Origin of the sequence: Streptomyces sp. NPDC005805, assembly GCF_040630445.1 — a bacterium.
In the GTDB taxonomy this organism is placed as follows: domain Bacteria; phylum Actinomycetota; class Actinomycetes; order Streptomycetales; family Streptomycetaceae; genus Streptomyces.
In genome coordinates this window covers 284,660-307,726 of sequence record NZ_JBEXXN010000001.1, presented here as the reverse complement: position 1 = coordinate 307,726, position 23,067 = coordinate 284,660, and the positions used below count along the sequence as shown (strand labels likewise).

Genomic DNA, 23,067 nt, shown 5'->3' with positions numbered 1-23,067 from the left:
CCCTCGCCGCCCGTCGGAGCCGGGCGACGCCATCCGTCAGAGCTGGGTGACGTCCAGCTCGTCGTCCGCGTACTGGCGGCGGATGACCTTCTTGTCGAACTTGCCGACGCTCGTCTTGGGCACCGCCTGGACGAGCGACCAGCGCTCCGGCAGCTGCCACTTGGCGATCTTCCCGGCCAGGAACTCGCGCAGCGTCTCGTAGTCCGCCGTCGCCCCCTCCTTCAGGACGACCGTGGCCAGCGGGCGCTCGCCCCACTTCTCGTCGGGGACGGCGACGACCGCCGCCTCGGCGACCTCGGGGTGCGCCATCAGCGCGTTCTCCAGCTCGACGCTGGAGATCCACTCGCCGCCGGACTTGATGACGTCCTTCGCCCGGTCCGTGAGGGTCAGATACCCGTCGGGGCTGATGACGCCGACGTCACCGGTCTTGAGCCAGCCGTCCGCGCTGAACTTGTCCTCCGGGCGGAAGTCCTCGCCGCCCGCGCCGCCGTAGTAGGCGCCGGCGATCCAGGCACCGCGGACCTCCAGCTCGCCCGCGGACTCGCCGTCCCAGGAGAGGATCTCGCCGGCGGGGCCGATCAGCCGGGCCTCGACGCCGGTGGGGAAGCGGCCCTGGGTGAGCCGGTACGGCCACTCGTCCTCGGCGGAGAGGCCGGCGGGCGGGTGGGCCATGGTGCCGAGCGGGGAGGTCTCGGTCATGCCCCAGGCGTGACAGAGGCGCACACCGAGCTTGTCGTACGCTTCCATGAGCGACGGGGGACAGGCCGCGCCGCCGATGGTGACCTGCTTCATCGAGGTCAGGTCGCGCGGGTTGGCGGTCACCTCGGCGAGCAGGCCCTGCCAGATGGTGGGGACGGCCGCGGCGTGCGTGGGCCGCTCCCGCTCGATCATGTCGGCGAGCGGCGCCGGCTGGAGGAAGCGGTCCGGCATCAGCATGTTGATGCCCGTCATGAAGGTGGCGTGCGGCAGGCCCCAGGCGTTGACGTGGAACTGCGGGACGACGACCAGCGAGGTGTCCGCGTCGGTGAGGCCCATCGACTCGGCCATGTTGACCTGCATCGAGTGCAGATAGATCGAACGGTGCGAGTAGACGACGCCCTTGGGGTCGCCGGTTGTGCCGGAGGTGTAGCACATGGCGGCCGCGGAGCGCTCGTCCAGCTCGGGCCAGTCGTACGTGGTGGGGCGGCCCGCGATCAGTTCCTCGTAGTCGTGGACCTGGGCCTCGGTGTCCGCGAGCAGGGAGCGGTCGCCGGGGCCGGCGACCACGATGTGCTCGATCGTCGGCAGATGGGGCAGGAGCGGGCCGAGCAGGGGGAGCAGGGAGCCGTTGACGATCACGGCGCGGTCGGCGGCGTGGTTGACGATCCAGACCAACTGCTCTGCGGGCAGGCGCAGGTTGAGGGTGTGGAGCACGGCGCCCATGGACGGGATCGCGAAGTACGCCTCGACGTGCTCGGCGTTGTTCCACATGAGGGTTGCGACCCTCTGGTCGGCGTCGATACCGAGCTCGTCGCGCAGGGCGTTGGCCAGCTGGGTGGCCCGCAGGCCCACCTCGGCGAAGCTTCGGCGCTGCGGCTCGGGCTCGCCGGTCCAGGTGGTGATCTGCGACTTCCCGTGGATCGTCATCCCGTGGTGAAGGATGCGGGTCACAGTCAGCGGTACGTCCTGCATGGTGCTCAGCACGGCGTCCTCCCGGTGGGCGCTGGCGCTACGTTGCGACAAGGTGGGAAGATTCTGCGCACATACCGAGCGGTATGTCACTACCCGGGGGTAATGAATCGACGCACACCACCGCCCAGCAGCGCTCAGCACCGCACGCCACCCGAGCGGCGGGGCGCGCCGGGAGGCCGCGACCCGCAGCGGACCGCGCCGGTCAGCGGCGAGGCGCACCGGATGAACGAGCGGGTCAGCGCGCAGGTCGACGTGGGGGATGCCGACGGACAGGCCGGCGGGCATGCCGGTGAACGCGCGGGTCAGCGCACCGGTGTCAGTTCCGGGTCCTCGCGGAGCTTGCCGAGCGCCCGGGACACCGCGCTCTTGACCGTGCCGACGGACACCCCGAGGACCTCGGCCGTCTGGGCCTCGCTCAGATCCTCGTAGTACCGCAGCACGACCATCGCCCGCTGCCGGTCGGGCAGCTTCATGACCGCACGCCACATTGCGTCGTGCAGCACCTGCCGCTCGGCCGGGTCGGCCGCCGGCTGGGCCTCCGGCTCCGGGATCTCGTCGCAGACGAACTCGTCCACCTTGCGCTTGCGCCACTGCGAGGTGCGGGTGTTCACCAGGGCGCGGCGGACGTACCCGTCCAGGGCCCGGTGGTCTTCGATCCGCTCCCAGGCCACATACGTCTTGGTGAGGGCGGTCTGCAGCAGATCCTCGGCATCGCACGGGTTCGCGGTGAGCGAGCGCGCGGTGCGCAGCAGCACGGGCCCCCGCGCCCGTACATACGACGAGAAGGAGGTGTAGCGCGTGTACGACGGCACCGGTGCGGCGACCTGGGAGGCACTCGTACAGACTGGCGTGGTCATGCCTCAACGCTAGGAGCGCCCCCGCCCTCGCGGATCGGCCCCAGGGACCGAAGCCGTGTCCCCCTCAGGTTGTAGGGCCGGACAGGGCCGCACCTCCTGAAGGTGGAGGGCCCTCTCAGGGACCTCCACCGACAAGCCGCGGACGCGCGGCCTCCGGATCTCTCCCCGCACCCCCTCTCCCGTGCCCCTTCTCCTGCCGCGCCTCCCACCCCCGTCCGGACGCCCCGCCCGGGTACTGCGCCGGTCCGGCGGTGCCCCAACACCGCCGGACCGGCGACCACTCCTTCCTTCTCCCCCGCGGTCCGCCCCTCTTCCCTCAGCTCCCCTCAGCCCGTTTCCCCTCCCGTCCCCTCCCGGTGCACCGCGCTCCCCGCGCATCCCCTCGGCCCCCTCGGGCCGGCCGCCCCGACGGCTCCCCGGGCAGCGATGGACGGCGACCTGTTCCGGGGACGCGGGCCCCGCACCGCACGGCTCCGGACATCACAGCTGCTGTTCATGCTCTCGACTCTCCTTCTCACGTCTCGATCGAAACGGAACAAGCGCCTTCACTTTCCGGGCGGTTGGCCGACCACTCCGGATCACTTCACCGACGTCGCACGATCAGAGCTGCCCACGCCGAACCCGGCGAATCCCTCACGAGAGCCGATTCGCTCGCAAGCGTGATGACTTGTCGATAAACCCCCTGCACGCACTTTTCGCACCTCTTTTCGCATTCGTTTCCACGTGAACCACCACCACGACCACCCCGCCACCCCTTCCCTTCTTCGAACGCATGTACGAAAATAGAGCCATGGCCATCTCCGACCGGCAGTCCGCCACCCTGGCCCTCGCCCACGCCCTCACCGCCGCCGAGCGCGGGCTCCCCGTCATCCCCCTCACCCCGGCCAAGCTCCCCGCCCTCCGCTCACCCCACCGCGACGACCCGGAACCCTCCCTCTGCCGGGGCGAGTGCGGCCGCTACGGCCACGGTGTGCACGACGCCACCGCCGACCCGGCCGGCGTGCGCGCCCTCTTCGCCGCCGCACCCTGGGCCACCGGCTACGGAATCGCCTGCGGCCGGCCGCCGTACCACCTCATCGGCGTCGACCTGGACACCACCTCGCAGCAGACCGACGCGGCCGCCGAACTGCGCCTTCTCGCCCTGCGGCACCTGTTCACCATCCCCGACACCGTCACCGTGCTGACCCCGAGCGGCGGACGGCACCTCTGGCTGACCGGCCCGCCGGGGGTGACGGTCCCCAACTCCGCGAGCAGGCTCGCCCCCGGCATCGACATCCGCGGGGCGGGCGGCTACCTCGTCGGGCCCGGGTCCGTCACCGCCCACGGCGCCTACCGCCCGGCTCCCGGCAGCGCGGACCTGCCTCCCGCGCCGTGCCCCGAAGCCCTCCTCCGCCTGATCGCGCCACCGCACCGTCCCCGGCCGGCACCGCCCACCGACGGGCCCCGGCCCGCGGACTCCACCGTTCCGACCGCCGCCCAGGGCCAGGGGCTGGTGCAGTTCGTCCTCGCGGCCCGCACCGGGCAGCGCAACACCCGCCTGTTCTGGGCCGCTTGCCGCGCCTACGAGCACGGCTTCGGGGACGCCCTCTCCGACGCGCTCACCGACGCGGCCGTGCGGGCAGGGCTCCCCGAGCGCGAGGCACGGGCGACGATCGCCTCGGCGGCCCGGCTGACCGGGCGGCCCCGCCCATGACGCCCACCCGGGCAGGGCGACACCGAACCCCCGCCGATGAGACATGGATCACAGAAAAATCGCCACATCAGAGGCAACTGTGCTTCCTCGTCCGCTTTGTTCACCGCCACCCGCTCCAAGGCGCCCGTACCCCCCCCCCCCCCCCCGGTAATCACCTTCGGCCCCTCTGACACCTGGTCATACGATCAGCGGACGGCCGCGCGTGAGGACCTGCCGCGACGGCCGCCTTCCCGGGGGCCGGACCAGCTCCCGAGTCCGTTCGACCCTGTTGACCTGTGCTCCGGACCACTTGGAGCCGGACCCGTGGAGAGGGCTCTCTTGAACATCCGCCGCATGCTGGCGACGGCCGTCGTGGCCGCCGTGACCGCTCCCGTCGCGCTCACCGTCACCCCCGCCTTCGCCGACACCCCGGCCGCCGAACCGCCCGTCGCCGAGCGCTCGGCGGCGCAGGCCGAGGCCGCCGCGCAGAACACCGGCACCGGCGAGGCGGACGGCGGCAAGACCGAGGCCGGGGCCGGGGACAAGGCCGACAAGCCGACCGCCGCGGAGCTGGAGAAGGCGGTCGAGGAGGCGCGCAAGGCGCACGAGGCCGCGAAGGAGGAGAAGGCGGCGGCCATCGCCGCCATCGAGACCCTGGAGGCGGCCGACGCCCCGCTCAAGGTCGCCGCCAAGGCCGCCAGGGAGAAGGCGGCCGCGGCCGAGACCGCCCGGGACACCGCCGGGAAGGCGCTCGCCGAGGCCAAGGACGAGCTCGCCGCCCTCCCGGACACCGCCACCGACCCGGAGAAGGCCGCCGCGGAGAAGAAGGTCACCGACGCCGAACAGGCCCTCGCCACCGCCGAGCTGGCGCTCACCGCCGCGAACGAGGAGTCGGAGAAGGCCGGCGACGCGTACGACGACGCGATGGTCGCCGCGTTCAAGACGCTGCACCGCGCCCAGACCGCTCTGGACGAGGCCAAGAAGGCCCTGGACGCCGCCGAGAAGGCGCTCGCCGACGCGAAGGCCGACGACGGCGAGGACCCGGAGGACCCCGAGGACCCCTCGTGCGTCGCGGAACCCGAGCTGGTCTCGGTCGCGAAGGGCCTGCCCGCGAAGATCAAGGCCGGTGCCACGGTCGACTTCACGGTCGAGGTCACCAACGGCACGGACCGGACCCTCGACGAGGTCAAGCCCTTCGTCTTCGTGCACGCCACGGACAAGAAGAGCCACGAGGTCCTGGACGACGCGCTCACGCTGCAGTGGTCCTCGAAGGACTCCCCGAAGTGGGCCGTCGTCGAGGACGGCACCTTCGCGGGCGGGTTCACGGCGCTCAAGCCCGGTGACACGGGCGAGGTCAAGATCCGCCTGAAGGTCGACAAGGGCACCCCCGCGGCCGAGGGCGCGGCCTTCGTCGCGGCCGACTACTTCAACGACGACAACTCCTGCGGCGGGAACGACCTCACCGAGTACGAGTTCGACCTGCTGACGGCCGGCACCGCCACCCCGAAGCCCGCGACCACGGTCCCGGCCACCGCGACGGGCACCAACACAACGGCCCAGGGCGGCTCCGGCACCCTCGCCGCCACCGGCTCCTCGGGCACCACCCAGCTCGCCGCGGCGGCCGCCGCGGCCCTGGCCCTCGGCGCCGTCACGGTCGTCGCGGCCCGCCGCCGCACCTCCGCCTGACCCGGCCCCGCACGACCCAACGGCCCCCGACCTGGAGCAGGTCGGGGGCCGCTGTGTGCTGCGGTGGGTGTGGGATTTGAACCCACGGTGACTTGCGCCACGACGGTTTTCAAGACCGTTCCCTTAGGCCGCTCGGGCAACCCACCCTCGCCCCGGGTGTCCGTGCCGGAGCGGGCTACAGACTACCCGCAGCGGCGTGCCGTCGTGCAGCGTCAGCTGTCGCCCTTGCGTTCGCCGAGGGTCACTTCGGCGGTGCGCTCCTTGCCGTCGCGTTCGTAGGTGAGAGTGACCCGGTCGCCGGGCTTGTGGGTCCAGATCTCGCTGATCAGGGTCGGGCCGCTGTCGATCGGCTTGTCGTCGAAGGCGGTGATCACGTCGCCGGAGCGCAGGCCGGCCTTCGCCGCCGGGCCGCCCGGGGTGACCGCGTCGGTGCCGCCCGCGCCGTCGCGGGCGATGCGGGCGCCCTCGCTCTGGCCGGCCATGTCGACCGTGGCGCCGATGACCGGGTAGACCGGGGTGCCCGTCTTGATCAGCTGCTGGGCCACGGTCTTCGCCTGGTTGATCGGGATCGCGAAGCCGAGGCCGATGGAGCCCGCCTGGGACTGGCCGAGGCCGCCGCTTCCCGCCGACTGGATCGCCGAGTTGATGCCGATGACCGCGCCGCCCGAGTCGAGCAGCGGGCCGCCCGAGTTGCCGGGGTTGATGGACGCGTCGGTCTGGAGCGCGCTCATGTAGGAGTTCTTGCCGCCCGCGCCGTCGCCGGAGGCCACCGGGCGGTTCTTGGCGCTGACGATGCCGGTGGTGACCGTGTTGGACAGCCCGAACGGGGCGCCGATGGCGATGGTGGAGTCGCCCACCACGACCTTGTCGGAGTCGCCGAGGGGCAGCGGGGCGAGGCCGTCGGGCGCGTTCTTCAGCTTGAGGACGGCGACGTCGTAGCCCTGGGCGCGGCCCACGACCTCGGCCTCGTAGGACTTGCCGTCGGAGAAGACCACCGAGAGGGTGCCGCCCTCGGCCGCGGACTCCACGACATGGTTGTTGGTGAGGATGTGGCCCTGCTTGTCGTAGACGAAGCCGGTGCCCGTGCCGCCGCCCTCGCCCTCGCCACCGGAGCCGTCCAGTCCGCCGCCGCCGGACTTGGCCTCGATGGTGACGACGCTCGGCAGCGCCTTGTTCGCGACCGCGGCCACCGTGCCCGCCTCGCGCTTGACGTCCTGCGGGGAGACCGCGGAGACCGTCGTCGAGTCGACGCCGTCGTCCCCGCGCTCGGCGGCCCAGTAGCCGATGCCGCCGCCGACGCCGCCCGCGACCAGGGCGGCGACGAGCACGGCGGCGACCAGCCCGCCGGACCGCTTGGGCCGGGGGGCGGGCGCCGGGGCGGGCGCGCCCCACACGGGACCGCCGCCCCCGTACGAGCCGCCTCCGCCCCCGTAGGCGCCGCCGCCCTGAGAGCCGTCGCCGTAGGAACCGTGCGGGCCGGGGGCCCCGGCCGCCCCCTGGGAACCGCCCCCGTAGGAGGGGAGCGCGGGCGGAGGCGGCGGCCACGCCGCGCCGGGGTCCGGCTGCCCGCCCGGCGCGGGAGCGGTCGGCGCGGGACCGGCCGGGGCCGACGGCTCGTGGCCGGACGGCCCGGCCGCCGGGGCGGCGGCGGCCGGGCCCTCGGGAGCGGTGCCCGGCCGAGGAGGTACGGACGGCGCGTCCGGGACCGCGTTGCCCTCGTTCTCGGTGCTCACAGCTCTGTCTCCTCAGGTTCCACGTCGGTCTTCGGCCCGGACCGCGCCGCGGCGGGTCCGGTGCGCGGGACGGCATCCGCTGTGCACGTTTCTGCGGGCAAGCCTTTCCCACAGCACGTCAGGCCACTGTAAGCAGGACCTGTGTGTATTCACGCAATCCTTTACTTAGGACAAAACGACCGCATCCGCAGCGAGCCGTAAGGGAGCGCGGAACGGATCGCTCCGGCGCCCTCCCGGCTCTCCTGCCCCGTACCGGTGACACCATGACGCGGTGACCACCCCAGCACCCCGCCCCAGCCGGACCGCGATCCAGGTCGTCGCCCACCGGGGCGCTTCCGAGGACGCTCCCGAGCACACCCTCGCCGCCTACCGCAGAGCCATCGAGGACGGCGCCGACGCCCTCGAATGCGATGTGCGCCTGACGGCGGACGGACACCTCGTCTGCGTCCACGACCGGCGGGTCGACCGCACCTCCAACGGCCGGGGCGCGGTCTCCGCCCTGGAGCTCGCGGACCTCGCCGCCCTCGACTTCGGCTCCTGGAAGGACGCGGCCGAGAGCCCGGACTGGAAGGACCCCTCCCTCACCTCGGTGCTCACCCTGGAACGCCTGCTGGAACTCGTCGCCGACTCCGGCCGCCGTATCGAGCTGGCGATCGAGACCAAGCACCCCACCCGGTGGGCGGGCCAGGTGGAGGAGCGGCTGCTGACGCTACTGGACCGCTTCGGGCTGGCCTCGCCCGCGACACCCGCCGAGTCCCGGGTGCGGATCATGAGCTTCTCGGCGCGCTCCCTGCACCGGGTGGCCGCCGCGGCCCCGGGCATCCCCACCGTGTATCTGATGCAGTTCATGACCCCGCGGGTGCGGGACGGGCGGCTGCCCGCGGGCGCGACCATCGCCGGCCCGGGCATCCGGATCGTCCGGTCCCACCCCGGTTTCGTGGAACGGCTGCACCGGGCGGGCCACCGCGTCCATGTGTGGACGGTGAACGAGCCGGAGGACGTGGAGCTGTGCGCGCGCCTCGGCGTGGAGGCGATCATCACCAACCGGCCGCGGCGGGTCCTGTCCCAGCTGGGCCGCGAGTGACCGCCGCCCCCGGGAGTGCTCCGGCGCGTTCGCCGCGTACGCGGTCGTGTCGAGTGCGTCACTGACGTGTGCCTGGCCGGTTTCCGGTCCAGTCCAGGGGGGCATTCACACCGTGGCGTGGGGCAAAGGAGGTCTCGGGGGTGGCGTTGGTGGTGGCACAGGAGGTGCCCGCGTCGTCGAGCATGGCCGTTCCCCATGGCCCTGCGGGCGTGGGTGAGGCACGGCACCGGATGCGTGCGGAGCTGAGGCTCAACGGTGTGCCGGACACGGTCGTCGACGACGCGGTACTGATCCTGTCCGAGCTGCTGAGCAATGCGTGCCGGCACGGCAGGCCGCTCGGCCGCGCGGAGGTGGGTGACGGCGACGTCCGGGCCGCCTGGCGCGTCGACCCGGCGGGCCGGCTCACGGTGGAGGTGACGGACGGCGGCGGGCCCACCCGCCCGGTCCCGTCCACCCCGTCGGTGACGGCGCGCGGCGGGCGCGGGCTGAACATCATCTCGGCGCTCGCCCAGGAATGGGGTGTGCGGGACGGGGTCTCGGGCGAGGTGACGGTCTGGGTGACCGTCACCTCCGGTCACCGGCGCGAGGACTTCGCGGCCCGGGTCGCGGGGCCGTCCTTCGACTTCGCCGACGCCTTCGACGACCTGGACTGAGACGGCGGGGGGCCGCGCGGGCCCGCCCGGGACCGTGGCCTTCCCCTCCGTGGGACCCGCCCGCCGACGGGGCCGTCCCGGACCCGCCCGGTGTCACCCGTGGAGCGGGTCGCGGGGCTGCGCCGCCCCGGCAGCGGCGGCATACGGCTAGGCTCGCGGCCGACACAGCACCGCCGCACTCGGGAGATAGCCACACCATGGCCAAGAAGCGCCCCCAGACGAAGGCGACGAAGCCTCAGACCAAGGCCGGCGCCCGTGCCGCAGGCGCGAACGAGCCCGTGCCGGTCGTGGGCGCCCGCGAACCCTGCCCCTGCGGTTCGGGCCGCCGCTACAAGGCGTGTCACGGCCGGGCCGCCGCGCACGCCGTGACCGAGCTGGTCCAGCGCCCCTTCGAGGGGCTGGCCGGTGAGTGCGACTGGGTGGCGCTGCGCGAGCTGGTGCCCGCCGCGACCGTCGAACTGACCCTGCGGGACGGCCTCCCCGAGGGGGTGCCGTCGGTGACCCTGGCCACCGTCCTGCCCATGGCGTGGCCCGCGCTGCGCCGCGAGGACGGCTCCGTCCTCCTCGGTCTGCAGAACGACACCCCCTCCGGCGACCTCAGCCGGGACCTCGCGACGACGCTGCGCAAGGCGCTGGCCGCCGAGCCCGGCACCCCGGTCACCGCGGGCGGGCAGACCGACGGCGCCGAGCGCCTCCAGGACCTGCTCGACCCGGACGCCCCGTTCGCGCCCGTGGTCCACTCCGGCTTCGAGTTCTGGGTGCCCGGCTCCGCCGAGCAGGCCGCCCCCGATGTCGCCGCCTCCCTGGAGCGCGCGAACGCCGCCGCGATCCCGACGGTGAAGCTGACCGGCGTGGACGCCGCCTACTGGTGCGAGACGCCGGAGAAGAACCACCTGCGCTGGGTCATGCCGCACGCCGAGGAGCAGTTGCTCGACGCGCTCGCCCGTCTGCACGCGGCGGGAACCTCCTCGCTGGGCGAGGGGACCCGCCTCGTCGGCTCCTTCCGCGCGCACGGTCTGATGGTCCCGGTCTGGGACCTGCCGACCACCATGGGCGCCGAGGAGTGCGAGAAGCCGGCCGCCGAGTTCGCCGAGCGTCTGGCGGCCGCGCTGGCCGACGACAGCCCGCTCTCCCCGGAGGAGCGCCGGGCCCGGGGCGGTCTCACCAACCGCCAGGTCACCCTGAGCTGAGAGTGACGAATGCCCCCGGAGCGTGGGTGACCCCAGTCACAACTCGCTCTACCGGTAGGTAAATTCCTGTCCGAATACGGGAGATCGAATTTGCGGAACGCAGATCTCTTGTTACCGTTCTAGAAGCCCGGTCGCTGGTGCATCCCCCGTCGCCAGCGACCGGGCGCTTCCATTTCCTGAGTGCCATGTGCACATCAACCTGCCCGGGACGTACGGGAGTTGGCCCCGGCCCCCCTGGCCACCGGTACACCGCCGGGAGAGGCCCGGTGAATGCCCCCGGCACTCTTTCCGAGGCGTTCGGCGGGTACGGGCCGGGGATCCGCAGTTCGTCGGCCGGTACGGCCCGCAGGCGATAGGTCTCCCGCCCACGACCGCCGTCAATTCCGCGCACCGGACCATTGCCGTATTGACTCGTGCCGCAGCACGCGGAGGCCGTCGGAGAGCGCCGCCGGTTCGTTCCCGGGCACTTTCCGGAGAGGCGACTTCCGGCCCACATCGCCCGATCGCGCACGGTGGGGCCGGGACCCGGCCTCCGGTATCATCCGCCGGCCCGGCCCCGGCGGAGTACGCGAGGGCGCGGACGGCGGGCGCGCGAGGGCGCGGGAGTCGGCGGGTGAGGGCAGGACAGCGCCGGACGAACGTCCGTGTGGGCGCGCGAGAGTGTCAGTACGCGAGCCGGCTGCCGCCGCCGGAGTCCGGCGGGGAGAGCCCGGGCTCGGGCGCGCAGTTCGCGCTCGCCTCGACGAGCGCGTCGACGACCGCCTCCACATCCGGCAGCCACGGCGCCGCGGACCCGGGCAGCGGCGCCCGCTCCCACCGCACCTGCCCCGACCCGGTCTGCGAGGGCGGCAGCACCAGGTAGCCGCCCTCGCCGTGGAACCGCAGCGAACTGGGCACGCAGTCCTGCGCGAAGAGGAGTTCGCCGAGCTGCTCCAAGCCGTACGGCGCGACCAGCAGCGACCACCGGGTGGGCGTCGCGACGACCGGCCCGATCCGCAGGTCCCGTTCGTCGAGCACGGCGAGCGCCCGCGCCGCGGCCACCGCGGGCAGGCTCACGGCACACGGGGCGCACCCGCCCGTGGCCAGGACGACGGGGGCCGTCGGGCGGTTCGACCACCACCAGCGGATCATCCGCTCGTCGGTGGTGGCCGCCAGCAGCCCCGGATCGAAGGGGTGTGCGCCGGGGACCACGCACTCGGGGTCGGGGCAGGCGCAGTCGCCGCCACCGCTTCTTCCGGTGGCGGCCCGAGAGCCGGGGCCGAACGGCCCGTCCACCGCCGCCGTGCTCCGTCCCACACCGGGCAGCACGGGCCATCCCCACTCGACGGCGCTGGTGAGCGCCGCGCGGAGCTGGTCAGGCCCCTTCTTCCGCCGGTTACGAAGCCTGCGTCGCCTTCCGAGGATCTCGCGCATGAGCGCTCGTTCCTTTCCGTTGAACGCCGGGGTCCACATCACAACGCGTGCGTGAAACTGAACTTCTCGTACACATGCGTACTGGTCGGCGCGTCATCGCCCGTGCCACTGGCATGGGCGCCCCCGTCGTGCCGGCGGCTGGATCTCCGCCCAGGGGCCGAACATCGGCTGTGGTCCATTAAACGCGTGGCGAGGGGTGGCGTGCGCGTGGCGCTTGCGGTGCGCCCACCGTTTCCGCGGAACTTTCCCCGCCGCTTCGAGGACGGGAGCGCGGTCCCCGGACATTGAGACGTCCGTTGCCGCCGCCAGGTTCCGAGGTGCTCAACTGCCCCTCGCCGTCACCGTCTCCGTACACGTACCCAGCACGCAGGCCATGACGCTTTCCCCGGGGTGCGAACCCCTGGGTCCCCCTGCCGAACGCCCTCAGTCGACCGCAGCCACCCTCCATCGGGTGCTTTTTTCGGCCAAGTTAACCGGACCCCGGACGGCATCAATAGCACCGGGACAATGCTGGACATCACCTCTCGTCTGCGTGTAGATGTGGATGCATGGGTAGCGGCGCAGATGGACATGGGGGTTTGCGATGCTATTGAGCGAAACGCACCCGCTGGAAAGCAGGCGGCCGTGAACGCCCCGCACCTGCCGAAAGTGGCCGGAATCGATTCAACGAACTCCGTCGCCTCGCAGACTTCCGCGGCCTCCGCACCGCTGCCGCCCGCCCCCGCGGCCCCGCCGCCGGGCGCGGTGATCCAGGACCGCCTGGCCGGCTGGGTCTCCGACCTCACCACCCTCCATGAACTCACCGAGCGCCTGGTCCGCACCTCCACCGTGACCGCCGCCCTCGACGAACTGCTGACCGCCGGCGCCGCCCTCGTCGGCGCCCCGCGCGGCATGGTCGTCCTCGAACCCCCGGCCCGTCTCGCCCGCGACCGCGCCCTCCCCTTCCCCGACGACCGGTCCGTCACCCGGGGCCTCGGTCTCAGCCGCGCCGACCTCGGCCACATCGAGACCGTGCCGCGCGAGGCGACCGCGTACGGCGCGATGCTGGAGGGCCGCGGCGCCGGCGCCCCCGCCCCCGAGCCGGTCGCCCACCCGGACCTGCTCGCCGAGGACCTGCACCCCCTGCACCGCGAGGTCGCCCACCGCCTCGGGTACGCCGCGAGCTGGACCGCCCCGCTGGCCACCGAGGACGCGACCGTGCTCGGCGCGGCGGTCTGGCTGTACGACGAGCCCGCCGCCCCCGACGAGCGCCAGGTCCACCTCATCGGCCTCTACACGCGCTACGCCGCCGAACACCTCGCCCGTCTGCTGGAACTGGAGCGCGCCCGCGCGACGGTGGCCACGGTCGGGGACGAACTCCTGCCCCGCCGGCTGCCCCGGGTACCCGGTGTCCGCCTCGCGGTCCGCCACCACGCCGGTGCGCACGGCGGCGGCGACTGGTACGACGCGCTGCCGCTGCCCGAAGGGGCCCTCGGCCTCGCGGTCGGCTCGGTCAGCGGGTCGGGCCCGAGCGCCCTCGCCGCGATGGGCCGGCTCCGCGCCTCGCTGCGGGCGTACGCGGTGATGGAGGGCGAGGACCCGGTCGCCGTCCTCTCCGACCTGGAACTGCTGCTCCGCCTGACCGAGCCCGCGCGTACCGCCACCGCCCTGTTCGCGTACGCCGAGCCGGCCGCCCGCAGGATCGTTCTGGCAGGGGCCGGGCACACCCCGCCGCTGCTGGTCGGCGAGCGGCGGACCGAGTTCGTCGAGACCTCTCTCTCCGCCCCGCTCGGGATGCTCGCCTGCTGGGAGGCACCCAGCGTGGAGCTGTCCCCGGAGCCCGGAGAAACGGTGCTTCTCTACACCGACGGGCTGCTCCGGCGGACCGGTGAGGCCATGGACCGGGCGTTCACCCGGCTGCACAAGGCGGCCGCGAGTGTGCCGAGGGCCGCCCGCAGCGACCCGTCGGCGATCGTCGACCATGTGCTGCGGGCGCTGCTGCCGGACGGCCCGGCGGGCCGGGGCGCGGGGACCGGGGGCGCCGCGGCGGGCGGCGAGCGGGGAGAGGACATCGTGCTTCTCGCCGCGCGATTCGACTGATTCCACCGATTCGCTCTGTTCATCTCCTTCATCTCCTTCATCACATTCATCCGGACCGTCCGAGGCCGTCTTCCGCTCGCACATACGATGGAGGGCGTCCCCCGCACGAGCAGACCTGCACCCGGTGGGGACCCGAGTCGTATCGCGAGCGGCCGAAGGGCCAGGAGGCAGACGTGGCGGAGGAGCTCACCCCGGAGACCCCGGAAGAAGAGCAGCCGATCAAGCAGCGCAAGAACGGCCTGTACCCGGGCGTGTCCGACGAGCTGGCCGAGAACATGACCCAGGGCTGGGCCGACACCGAACTGCACGGCCTGGAGCCCATCCCGCAGGCGGAGCAGACCGCGGCCCGCCGCGCCGCCCTCTCCGCCCGGTTCCCGGGCGAGCGCCTCGTGATCCCGGCGGGCAACCTCAGGACCCGCTCCAACGACACCGAGTACAGCTTCCGCGCGTCCACCGAGTACGCGTACCTGACCGGCGACCAGACCGAGGACGGCGTCCTCGTGCTGGAGCCCGAGGGCGAGGGCCACCGCGCCACCATCCATCTGCTGCCCCGCTCCGACCGGGAGAACGGCGAGTTCTGGCTGTCCGGCCAGGGCGAGCTGTGGGTCGGGCGCCGGCACTCCCTCGCGGAGGCGGAGCAGCTCCTCGGCGTGCCCGCGAAGGACGTACGCGAGCTGGCGGACTTCCTGCGCGAGGCGACCGGGCCGGTGCGGGTCGTACGCGGCCACGACGCGGGCGTCGAGTCCGCGCTGACCGACAAGGTCACCGCCGAGCGCGACGAGGAACTGCGGGTGTACCTCTCCGAGGCGCGCGTGGTGAAGGACGCGTTCGAGATCGGCGAGCTGCAGAAGGCGTGCGACTCCACCGCGCGCGGCTTCGAGGACGTCGTCAAGGTCCTGGACAAGGCGCAGGCGACCAGCGAGCGCTGGATCGAGGGCACGTTCTTCCTGCGCGCCCGGGTCGAGGGCAACGACGTCGGCTACGGCTCGATCTGCGCGGCCGGGCCGCACGCGACCACGCTGCACTGGGTCCGCAACGACGGACCGGTCCGCGCGGGCGACCTGCTGCTGCTCGACGCGGGCGTGGAGACCACCACGCTGTACACCGCGGACGTCACCCGCACCCTGCCGATCAGCGGCCGCTACACGGAGATCCAGCGGAAGATCTACGACGCGGTGTACGACGCGCAGGAGGCGGGCATCGCGGCGGTCAAGCCGGGGGCGAAGTACCGCGACTTCCACGACGCGGCGCAGCGGGTGCTGGCGGAGCGGCTCGTGGAGTGGGGCCTGGTCGAGGGCCCGGTCGAGCGGGTCCTGGAGCTGGGCCTCCAGCGCCGCTGGACGCTGCACGGGACCGGGCACATGCTCGGCATGGACGTGCACGACTGCGCGGCCGCGCGCACCGAGGCGTATGTCGACGGCACGCTGGAGCCGGGGATGTGCCTGACGGTGGAGCCGGGCCTGTACTTCCAGGCGGACGACCTGACGGTGCCGGAGGATTACCGGGGGATCGGCGTCCGGATCGAGGACGACATCCTCGTGACGGAGGACGGCAACCGGAATCTGTCGGCCGCGCTGCCGCGGCAGGCGGACGAGGTCGAGGCGTGGATGGCGTCGCTGCGGGGCTGAGGCGTTGCCTTCAGGTCGGGGGGGCGTTCCCCCGCGACCCGGTCGACGTTCGTAGGGCGTCTTCTTGCAGGCCGGGGGCGTTGTCTTTCAGCCCGTCCGGCGTTTGAGGACACGGCCGCAGGCCGTGCGGTGACCACCGAGGGTCGGCCGGGTTCGAGGGCCCGGCCTGCTCCGCGCCTCTAGCGCCCGCGGGGCTGGGTGGGTCCGGGCTCGGGTAGAGGCGGAAAGCTGAGCCCGGTACGCCAGGGCTCCGCCCCGGACCCCGCGCCTCTAACGCCGGCGGGGCTGGGTGGTCGGGGCCGGGCGGTGCCGGAAAGCCGGGGCCCGGTCAGGGCTGAGTGGGCCGGGGCCGGGAGGTGGGCCCGGTCAGACGACGGCGAGGGGCGCGTCGTCGCGCCACTTCAGCATTTTGTCGAAGCTGACCACCGCCCCGACCCCCGGTCGGCTCCGCACATGCACATGGTCCGCGAGCTGCTCGATCAGGCACAGGCCCCGGCCGCTCTCCGCCGACGCGGACGGCCGGCGTTCATGCGGGGACTCCGGGCGCGGGCTGAAACCGGGCCCGGAGTCCGAGACCTCGATACGGCACTTCTCGCCGTCCAGGTACGCCGTGACCCGGTACTCCTCCGCGCCACCGCTCCCCGCACCCGTCGGCCCGCCGTGCTCGACCGCGTTGGCGCACGCCTCGGTGAGGGCGACCGACAGGTCGAAGGAGATGTCCGGGTCGACGCCCGCGGTCTCCATGGCGCCCAGCAGCAGTCGCCGGGCCAGGGGCACGCTGGCAGCGTCGCGCCGCAGACGGAGTGACCACCAGATGCTCATGCTCCAGCCTCCTGGTCGCGGCTCGACATACCGATACGTATTGCCCGAGTCACCCGGGGGTAAGCCCGCGAAGACCGACAGCGCTCGTTCGGCGGATGCGCGGCCGGGGAGGTGCGTGTATGCCCCCCGGACGTTCCCCCGGCGGGCCCGAAACCACCGCCCACCACCCCGACCTGCGCACGACCCGCACCCGGGCGGCAAACCGGATCTTCCGGACCTGCCGCACGGGCCCCGAGGGGGCAGTGCGATGATGACCCGGCCATGTCGTCCACGCGCCACGTACGCACCGGAGCCGGGCTGCGGCTCCTGAGGGCCGCGGTGTTCACCGCGGTCTGTGTCGTGCTGTCCGGGACCGGGCATGTGCTCGCCGCCTGCGAGGCGGTGCCGCTGTGGACCCTCGCCGCCGCCTTCGCCGGGGTGTTCGCGCTGGTCGTGCCGTTCACGGGACGACAGCGCTCACTGCCCGCCATCGCCCTGGTGCTCACCGCCGGACAGCTCGGTCTGCACACCCTGTTCGGGCTCTCGCAGACCCGGCTCCAGCTCGCGCGGACGGCGGACGAGGCACTCATCGCGATCGCCGCGAAGCTGATGTGCGGGGCGGGCCCCGCCACCATCACGGCGACCGACGCCCGCCGCATCGTCACCACCGCCGGGATCGACCCGGCCACCGCGGTGCACGGCGCCCACGCGCACGGCGCGGAGGCCGCCGCGGCCGCCACCGGCGCCCCCTCGCTCGCGATGCTGCTCGCGCACCTGCTGGCCGCGATCGCGACCGGCCTGCTGCTGCGCCGTGGCGACACCGCCCTGCTGCGCCTGATGGCGCTCTCCACCGGCTCGGCCCACGGGCTGGTCGCCACCGCACGGCTGCGCGCCCTGCGGACCGCCCTCGCCCTCGTCCGCGCGCTGCGCGGCGGGCCGCTCACCGGGCCCGTCGCGGCCCGGGTGCCGGCCGGCGGGGACGGGCCCCCGGCCCCGCGGCGGCGCGAGGCACTCCTGCACACGGTGATCAGGCGCGGCCCGCCGCACGTATACACGCTCGTCGCCTGACGCGGCCCGCTCGACGGGAGCGGAGCCGCCGTACCCGTGCACATCCGTGCCCGGGTGCCGTGTCCGCGTGTGCCCGCGCGCGGCACGTCCTCGCTTCTCTCCTCACCGTGGAGTGTGTTCCCGCATGAACGTTTCCCGCGTCGCCGCCGCTGCCGCTGTCGCCGCCGTCTCCGTCGTGGCCCTGTCCGGCACCGCCTTCGCCCATGTCAGCGTCCAGCCGCAGGGCGAGGCCGCCAAGGGCGGCTACGCCACCGTCAACTTCAAGGTCCCGAACGAGCGCGACAACGCCTCGACCGTGAAGGTCGAGGTCACGCTGCCCGCCGAGCACCCGATCGCCTCCGTCTCGCCGCAGGCCGTGCCGGGCTGGAAGGCCGAGGTCACCAAGAGCAAGCTGGAGAAGCCGCTGAAGGTGCACGGCCGGGAGATCACCGAGGCCGCCACCAAGATCACCTGGACCTCGGACGGTTCGAAGATCGAGCCCGGCTTCTTCCAGCAGTTCCCGGTCTCCCTCGGCGCACTGCCCGAGGACGCCGACCGGCTCGTCTTCAAGGCCCTCCAGACGTACGACAACAAGGAGGTCGTGCGCTGGATCGAGGAGCCGGTCGAGGGCGGCGAGGAGCCCGAGTCCCCCGCCCCCGTGCTGGCCCTGTCCGCCGCCTCCGACGACCACCACGGCGGCGGCGCGGCCGGCAAGGACGCCGAGGCCGACGACAAGAACGCCGGGCACACCGAGGACGGCGAGCACACCGAGAAGGCCGCCGCCTCCTCCGGCAGCGACTCGACCGCCCGTGTCCTCGCCGTGGTCGGCATCGTCGTCGGCGCCGCCGGTGTGGCCTTCGGTGTGCTGGCCGGCCGCCGCCGCGCCTCCTGAGCCCCGTACCCCACGTCTGGAACTGCACTGATGCGCAAGAAGAACCTGCTCGCGGCCGCGCTCCTCGCGGCCGCGGGCCTGACCCTCTCCGCCTGCTCCACCGGCGCGGAGGACAAGAAGTCCGAGTCCGGCTTCGAGATCTCGGCCGAGCCGAAGACCAAGGCCGCGACCGTGCTGGACGACCCGTTCACCAAGCCGGACCTGGTCCTCACCGACACCCGCGGGAAGAGCTTCGACCTGCGGAAGGAGACCAAGGGGAAGCCGACCCTGGTCTACTTCGGCTACACCCACTGCCCGGACGTCTGCCCGCTGACGATGAGCAACCTGGCGACCGCCCGGAAGGCCCTGCCCAAGGCCGACCAGGAGCGCCTCCAGGTCGTCTTCGTCACCACCGACCCCGAGCGCGACACCTCCGCCGAACTCGCCAAGTGGCTGCCGAGCGCGGGCGACGCCTCGTTCATCGGCCTGACCGGCGACTTCGCCGACATCCAGGCGGGCGCCCGCTCGATGGGCATCGGCATCGAGGCGCCGACGAAGGACAAGAACGGCGACGTCGTGTCCATGCACGGCGCGCAGGTCGTCGCCTTCTCCCCCGAGACGGACGAGGGGTACGCGCTCTACGGCGAGGACACCTCGGTCGACGAGTGGACCAAGGACCTGCCGAAGCTCGTGAAGGGGGCGAAGCCGTGACCCGCCCGCGCCTCCCCCGGCTCCGCCTCGCCCTGGCCGCCGCCGTCGCCGCGCCCCTGGTCCTCGCGGGCTGCTCCAACTCCGGCTCTGGCGAACCGGAACTCAAGGTCAGCGGCGCGTTCATGCCGCAGCCCGTGAGCGACATGGCGGCCGGCTTCCTCACCGTCGAGAACACCGGCGGTGCGGGCGACAAGCTGACCTCCGTCACCAGCGAGCTCTCGGACGACGTCCAGATCCACGAGACGAAGGACCAGAAGATGCGGCAGGTGACGTCGTTCGACGTGCCCGCCGACGGCTCCCTGGACCTCGAACGCGGCGGCAACCACATCATGTTCATGGCCCTGAAGGAGCGGCCGAAGGAAGGCGACACGGTCTCCGTGGAGCTGCACTTCGAGACGTCGGACCCGATCACCGTGGACGTCCCCGTCAAGGCGGCGACCTACAACCCGCAGCACTGAGCAGTGAGGGACTGATCGCATGACGACCACCACCACCGTCCCGCGCTCCGGACCGGCGGCGGCGATACGGCTGCTGCTGGCCGCGGCCCTGCTGCTGGGCTCGGTCATCGGCGCCCTGCTGGCGGGCGCGGGCCCCGCGTCCGCGCACGCCGCGCTGCTGTCGACCGACCCGGCGGACGGGGCGGTGGTGGCCACCGCGCCGAAGGAGATCACGCTCACCTTCTCCGAGCAGATCGCCGTCGGGGACGACGCGATCCGGGTCCTCGAACCGAGCGGCAAGCGGGCCGACAAGAGGGACGTGCGCGACCTCGGCACCGGCGGCACCGTCAAGTACGGGGTGAGCCTGCTCGCCGGGCTGCCCGACGGCACCTACACGGTGGCCTGGCGGGCCGTCTCCGCCGACAGCCACCCCATCGCGGGCGCCTTCACCTTCTCCATCGGCGCCCCGTCGAAGACCACGGTCGCCGTGCCGCAGCAGGAGGCCGGCGGCGGCGCCGTCGGCGTGCTGTACGGCATCGCCCGGTACGCGGCCTACGCGGGCTTCACCGTCCTCGCGGGCGGCGCGGCCTTCATCCTGCTGTGCTGGCCGCGCGGCGCCTCGGTGCGCCCGGTGCAGCGGCTGGTCGTGCAGGGGTGGGTGACGCTGACCGCCGCCACGCTGGCGATGCTGCTGCTGCGCGGCCCGTACACCACATCCGGCGGGCTCGGGGGCATCACCGACCTGGGGGCGCTCGGGGAGGTGCTGGAGACCAAGACCGGGGCGGCGCTGATGTCCCGGCTGCTGCTGCTCGGGGCGGCGGCGCTGTTCGTGGCCGTGCTCTTCGGGGCGTACGCGCGGCGCGAGGACCCGGCGGAGAAGCGAGACCTGGGCTTCGGGCTCGCGACGGGCGGCACGGTGGTGGCCGCGGGCATCGCGGCGACCTGGGCGCTCTCCGAGCACGCGTCCACGGGCATCCAGTCCGGGCTGGCGATGCCGGTGGATGTGCTGCATCTGCTGGCGGTGGCCGTCTGGTTCGGCGGCCTCGCGACCCTGCTGACCGCGCTGTACCGCTCGGACGCGGTGGAGCGGTCGGCGGTGGAGCGGTTCTCGGCGGCCGCGTTCTGGAGTGTCGCCGTGCTGGCCGCGACCGGGGTGTACCAGTCCTGGCGGCAGGTCGGCTCCTGGTCTGCGCTGACCGGGACCCGCTACGGGCAACTGCTGCTCATCAAGATCGCGCTGGTGGCGGTGCTGGTGGGCGTCGCCTGGCTGTCGCGGCGGTGGACCCGGCGGCTGTCCGAGGTGCCGGTGGCGGCGGTGAAGCAGACGGCGGCGGCGGTGGCCGTGGGGGCGGGCGCCCCGGGGTCGGGCGGGACGGGTGCGGACCGGGCTGACCTGGGGGACCGGGCCTCGGAGGCGGACGAGGCCGACGCGGGCGACGCGGGCGCGGCGAAGGCTTCGGTGGCAGAGGGCGAGGCGGACGCGATGGCCGGCCCGGACGCGGCCCCCGACTCGGACGCGGCCGCGGACGCGGGGAACGACGGGGCCGACCCGAAGCGGGCCGCCCAACTGGCCCGTCAGCGGGCCGCCGTGGCGACCGCCGAGCGACGGCGGACCCGGGACGCCGACACCGAACGGTCCGGGCTGCGCCGCACCGTCCTCGCCGAGGCGGGCATCGCGGTCGTGATCCTCGCGGTGACCACCGTGCTCACCTCGACCGAACCGGGCCGCACCGAGGAGGAGGCCGGTCTCGCCGGCACCGGCCGGGCGGCCCCCGCCGCGCCCACCGGCCCCGCCGAGTTCAAGCTGCCCTTCGACACCGGCGGTGTGGGCGGCAAGGGCACCATCCGGCTCACTCTCGACCCCGCCCAGCCGGGCTCCAACGAGATGCACGTCTGGACCGAGGCGTCCGGCGGCAAACCGCTCGACGCCGAGGAGCTGAAGGTGTCGTTCACGCTGAAGGCGGAGCAGATCGGCCCGCTGCCGATCACCCCCGACCGCGTGACCGCGGGACACTGGAGCGCGAACTCCGTCCAGATCCCGATGCCCGGCACCTGGCAGGTGAAGGTCACCGTGCGGACCTCCGACATCGACCAGGCCACCGTCGACAAGAACATCAAGATCGGCTGAACCACCCGTGAAAGACCGCGCCAAGGCCCCGAAGAGCACCCGGGGCACCACGGACACCACCGTGACCGACTCCGCCGCCGCCCCCGACCCGGGGCCCGCGGCGGAGACCGGCGTCTCCCGCCGGCGGCTGCTCGGCACCGCGGGGGCCGCCGGTGCGACCGGGCTCGTCCTGGGCGCGGCCGGCGGCGCGGCGGCCTGGGCGGGTACGCGGACCGACCCGGCCGCGCTCACCACGGTCGGCTCCACCGCCGTCCCCTTCCACCGGGGCGACGGGGGCCGGCACCAGGCGGGGATCACCGACCCCCAGCAGGCGCACGGGCATCTGGTCGCCTTCGACCTGGCCCCGGGCGCCGGACGGCGGGAGGCCGCGGCGCTGATGCGGCGCTGGTCCGCGCTGGCCGGGGAGCTGATGGCGGGCCGGCCCGCGGCGGACGGCGACACCGGGATCGCCCTCGACGCGGGGCCGTCCTCGCTGACCGTCACCTTCGGCTTCGGCCGCACCTTCTTCGACCGCACCTCCCTGGTCACGGCCCGGCCCGTACAGCTCGACCCGCTGCCGGCCTTCTCGGCGGACGCCCTGGACACGAAGCGGTCCGAGGGCGATCTGTGGGTGCAGATCGGCGCGGACGACGCGCTGGTCGCCTTCCACGCGCTGCGCGCCCTCCAGAAGGCGGCGGGCGAAGCGGCCCGGGTGCGCTGGCAGATGACCGGCTTCAACCGCTCCCCGGGGGCCACCGCCAAGCCCATGACGGCCCGCAACCTGATGGGCCAGGTCGACGGCACCGGCAACCCGAAGCCCTCCGAACCGGACTTCGCCCAGCGGGTGTTCGTGCCGTCCTCGGCCGACCCGGCCTGGATGGCGGGGGGTTCGTACGCGGTGTTCCGGCGGATCCGGATGCTGCTGGACGACTGGGAGAAGCTCTCCCTCGGCGAGCAGGAGAAGGTGATCGGACGGCGCAAGTCCGACGGCGCGCCGCTGACCGGCGGTACCGAGACCACCGAGCCCGACCTCGACGCGACGGGAGCGGACGGCAAGCCGGTGGTCCCGGCGAACGCCCACGCCCGGATCTCGGCGCCCGAGCAGAACGGCGGCGCGGCGATGCTGCGGCGGCCGTTCTCCTTCCACGACGGGATCGCGGCGGACGGGACGCCGGACGCGGGGCTCCTCTTCGTCTGCTGGCAGGCCGACCCGCTGCGCGGCTTCGTGCCGGTGCAGCGCAAGCTCGACCGCGGGGACGCGCTCTCGCCGTTCATCCGGCACGAGGCGAGCGGGCTCTTCGCGGTGCCGGGCGCCCCGGCGGCGGGCGAGTACGTGGGCCAGCGGCTGCTGGAGGGCTGAGCCGGGGCCGGGGGCCCTCAGCGCTGGGCCTGTCCGGGCAGCGGTCCGAACGCCGGGCCTGTCCGGG

Annotated in this window: 18 protein-coding genes and 1 tRNA gene; 13 read left to right on the top strand and 6 right to left on the bottom strand. The window is 73.6% G+C overall.

Features of this window, described 5'->3' with window-relative positions:
• Positions 1 to 36: 36 nt before the first annotated feature.
• Together ABZ457_RS01395 and ABZ457_RS01390 are read right to left on the bottom strand one after the other, a co-directional pair.
• Positions 37 to 1,683: a long-chain fatty acid--CoA ligase gene (locus tag ABZ457_RS01395; RefSeq protein WP_359152692.1), complete on the bottom strand. Its 1,647-nt coding sequence runs from the start codon at positions 1,681 to 1,683 to the stop codon at positions 37 to 39.
• Between the two features lie 290 nt (positions 1,684 to 1,973).
• Positions 1,974 to 2,528: a SigE family RNA polymerase sigma factor gene (locus ABZ457_RS01390; RefSeq protein ID WP_359152581.1), complete on the bottom strand. Its 555-nt coding sequence runs from the start codon at positions 2,526 to 2,528 to the stop codon at positions 1,974 to 1,976.
• Between the two features lie 790 nt (positions 2,529 to 3,318).
• On the opposite strand from ABZ457_RS01390, the gene ABZ457_RS01385 reads away from it, so the two are divergent.
• Positions 3,319 to 4,221 carry a bifunctional DNA primase/polymerase gene (locus ABZ457_RS01385; protein ID WP_359152579.1) on the top strand — a complete coding sequence of 301 codons (903 nt, stop codon included), beginning with the start codon at positions 3,319 to 3,321 and terminating at the stop codon, positions 4,219 to 4,221.
• A gap of 333 nt (positions 4,222 to 4,554) precedes the next feature.
• The gene (locus ABZ457_RS01380) at positions 4,555 to 5,886 is read left to right on the top strand and encodes a peptidase (RefSeq protein WP_359152577.1); all 1,332 of its coding nucleotides are present in this window, start codon (positions 4,555 to 4,557) and stop codon (positions 5,884 to 5,886) included.
• 61 nt (positions 5,887 to 5,947) lie between these two features.
• Here the strand turns inward: ABZ457_RS01380 and ABZ457_RS01375 are convergent.
• Positions 5,948 to 6,032, bottom strand: a tRNA-Ser gene (locus ABZ457_RS01375).
• A gap of 66 nt (positions 6,033 to 6,098) precedes the next feature.
• The gene (locus tag ABZ457_RS01370) at positions 6,099 to 7,619 is read right to left on the bottom strand and encodes a trypsin-like peptidase domain-containing protein (RefSeq protein WP_359152575.1); all 1,521 of its coding nucleotides are present in this window, start codon (positions 7,617 to 7,619) and stop codon (positions 6,099 to 6,101) included.
• A gap of 271 nt (positions 7,620 to 7,890) precedes the next feature.
• Between ABZ457_RS01370 and ABZ457_RS01365 the strand changes: the two genes are divergently transcribed.
• From ABZ457_RS01365 to ABZ457_RS01355, 3 genes are all read left to right on the top strand, one after another.
• Positions 7,891 to 8,703 (top strand): glycerophosphodiester phosphodiesterase, encoded by an 813-nt coding sequence (locus tag ABZ457_RS01365; protein WP_359152573.1) that lies wholly within the window; start codon positions 7,891 to 7,893, stop codon positions 8,701 to 8,703.
• 68 nt (positions 8,704 to 8,771) lie between these two features.
• Complete coding sequence (locus tag ABZ457_RS01360; RefSeq protein WP_359152571.1) at positions 8,772 to 9,356, top strand: ATP-binding protein; 585 nt, start codon at positions 8,772 to 8,774, stop codon at positions 9,354 to 9,356.
• Positions 9,357 to 9,553: 197 nt separating this feature from the next.
• The gene (locus tag ABZ457_RS01355; protein WP_359152569.1) at positions 9,554 to 10,546 is read left to right on the top strand and encodes a DUF5926 family protein; all 993 of its coding nucleotides are present in this window, start codon (positions 9,554 to 9,556) and stop codon (positions 10,544 to 10,546) included.
• A gap of 663 nt (positions 10,547 to 11,209) precedes the next feature.
• Here ABZ457_RS01355 and ABZ457_RS01350 read toward each other — a convergent pair.
• Positions 11,210 to 11,959, bottom strand: a complete 750-nt coding sequence (locus tag ABZ457_RS01350; RefSeq protein WP_359152567.1) for a bifunctional DNA primase/polymerase — start codon at positions 11,957 to 11,959, stop codon at positions 11,210 to 11,212.
• Positions 11,960 to 12,466: 507 nt separating this feature from the next.
• Here ABZ457_RS01350 and ABZ457_RS01345 point away from each other — a divergent pair.
• Both ABZ457_RS01345 and ABZ457_RS01340 read left to right on the top strand, forming a co-directional pair.
• Positions 12,467 to 14,038, top strand: a complete 1,572-nt coding sequence (locus ABZ457_RS01345) for a PP2C family protein-serine/threonine phosphatase (protein ID WP_359152565.1) — start codon at positions 12,467 to 12,469, stop codon at positions 14,036 to 14,038.
• A 173-nt stretch (positions 14,039 to 14,211) separates the two neighbouring features.
• Positions 14,212 to 15,666, top strand: coding sequence for an aminopeptidase P family protein (locus ABZ457_RS01340; RefSeq protein WP_359152563.1), 1,455 nt, complete (start codon positions 14,212 to 14,214; stop codon positions 15,664 to 15,666).
• A 366-nt stretch (positions 15,667 to 16,032) separates the two neighbouring features.
• Here ABZ457_RS01340 and ABZ457_RS01335 read toward each other — a convergent pair whose 3' ends face one another.
• Positions 16,033 to 16,488: an ATP-binding protein gene (locus ABZ457_RS01335; RefSeq protein WP_359152561.1), complete on the bottom strand. Its 456-nt coding sequence runs from the start codon at positions 16,486 to 16,488 to the stop codon at positions 16,033 to 16,035.
• Positions 16,489 to 16,749: 261 nt separating this feature from the next.
• Between ABZ457_RS01335 and ABZ457_RS01330 the strand changes: the two genes are divergently transcribed.
• The 6 genes from ABZ457_RS01330 to efeB all read left to right on the top strand — a co-directional run bounded on the left by ABZ457_RS01330 (position 16,750) and on the right by efeB (position 23,000).
• Positions 16,750 to 17,535: a hypothetical protein gene (locus ABZ457_RS01330; RefSeq protein WP_359152560.1), complete on the top strand. Its 786-nt coding sequence runs from the start codon at positions 16,750 to 16,752 to the stop codon at positions 17,533 to 17,535.
• Positions 17,536 to 17,659: 124 nt separating this feature from the next.
• The gene (locus tag ABZ457_RS01325; RefSeq protein ID WP_359152558.1) at positions 17,660 to 18,406 is read left to right on the top strand and encodes a YcnI family protein; all 747 of its coding nucleotides are present in this window, start codon (positions 17,660 to 17,662) and stop codon (positions 18,404 to 18,406) included.
• Positions 18,407 to 18,436: 30 nt separating this feature from the next.
• The gene (locus ABZ457_RS01320) at positions 18,437 to 19,096 is read left to right on the top strand and encodes an SCO family protein (protein ID WP_359152556.1); all 660 of its coding nucleotides are present in this window, start codon (positions 18,437 to 18,439) and stop codon (positions 19,094 to 19,096) included.
• 32 nt (positions 19,097 to 19,128) lie between these two features.
• A complete protein-coding gene (locus ABZ457_RS01315; RefSeq protein WP_359152690.1) occupies positions 19,129 to 19,554 on the top strand; it encodes a copper chaperone PCu(A)C in 426 nt (141 codons plus the stop codon).
• Positions 19,555 to 19,573: 19 nt separating this feature from the next.
• Positions 19,574 to 21,661 carry a copper resistance protein CopC gene (locus ABZ457_RS01310; protein WP_359152554.1) on the top strand — a complete coding sequence of 696 codons (2,088 nt, stop codon included), beginning with the start codon at positions 19,574 to 19,576 and terminating at the stop codon, positions 21,659 to 21,661.
• Positions 21,662 to 21,722: 61 nt separating this feature from the next.
• Positions 21,723 to 23,000, top strand: a complete 1,278-nt coding sequence (efeB, locus tag ABZ457_RS01305) for an iron uptake transporter deferrochelatase/peroxidase subunit (protein ID WP_359152688.1) — start codon at positions 21,723 to 21,725, stop codon at positions 22,998 to 23,000.
• Positions 23,001 to 23,067: the final 67 nt, after the last annotated feature.

Bases quoted from the DNA above. Each gene is read 5' to 3' on its own strand.
- ABZ457_RS01390 (WP_359152581.1), bottom strand. From the start codon at position 2,528: ATGACCACGCCAGTCTGTACGAGTGCCTCCCAGGTCGCCGCACCGGTG.
- ABZ457_RS01385 (WP_359152579.1), top strand. From the start codon at position 3,319: ATGGCCATCTCCGACCGGCAGTCCGCCACCCTGGCCCTCGCCCACGCC.
- ABZ457_RS01380 (WP_359152577.1), top strand. From the start codon at position 4,555: ATGCTGGCGACGGCCGTCGTGGCCGCCGTGACCGCTCCCGTCGCGCTC.
- ABZ457_RS01355 (WP_359152569.1), top strand. From the start codon at position 9,554: ATGGCCAAGAAGCGCCCCCAGACGAAGGCGACGAAGCCTCAGACCAAG.
- ABZ457_RS01350 (WP_359152567.1), bottom strand. From the start codon at position 11,959: ATGCGCGAGATCCTCGGAAGGCGACGCAGGCTTCGTAACCGGCGGAAG.
- ABZ457_RS01345 (WP_359152565.1), top strand. From the start codon at position 12,467: ATGCTGGACATCACCTCTCGTCTGCGTGTAGATGTGGATGCATGGGTA.
- ABZ457_RS01335 (WP_359152561.1), bottom strand. From the start codon at position 16,488: ATGAGCATCTGGTGGTCACTCCGTCTGCGGCGCGACGCTGCCAGCGTG.
- ABZ457_RS01330 (WP_359152560.1), top strand. From the start codon at position 16,750: ATGTCGTCCACGCGCCACGTACGCACCGGAGCCGGGCTGCGGCTCCTG.
- ABZ457_RS01325 (WP_359152558.1), top strand. From the start codon at position 17,660: ATGAACGTTTCCCGCGTCGCCGCCGCTGCCGCTGTCGCCGCCGTCTCC.
- ABZ457_RS01320 (WP_359152556.1), top strand. From the start codon at position 18,437: ATGCGCAAGAAGAACCTGCTCGCGGCCGCGCTCCTCGCGGCCGCGGGC.
- ABZ457_RS01310 (WP_359152554.1), top strand. From the start codon at position 19,574: ATGACGACCACCACCACCGTCCCGCGCTCCGGACCGGCGGCGGCGATA.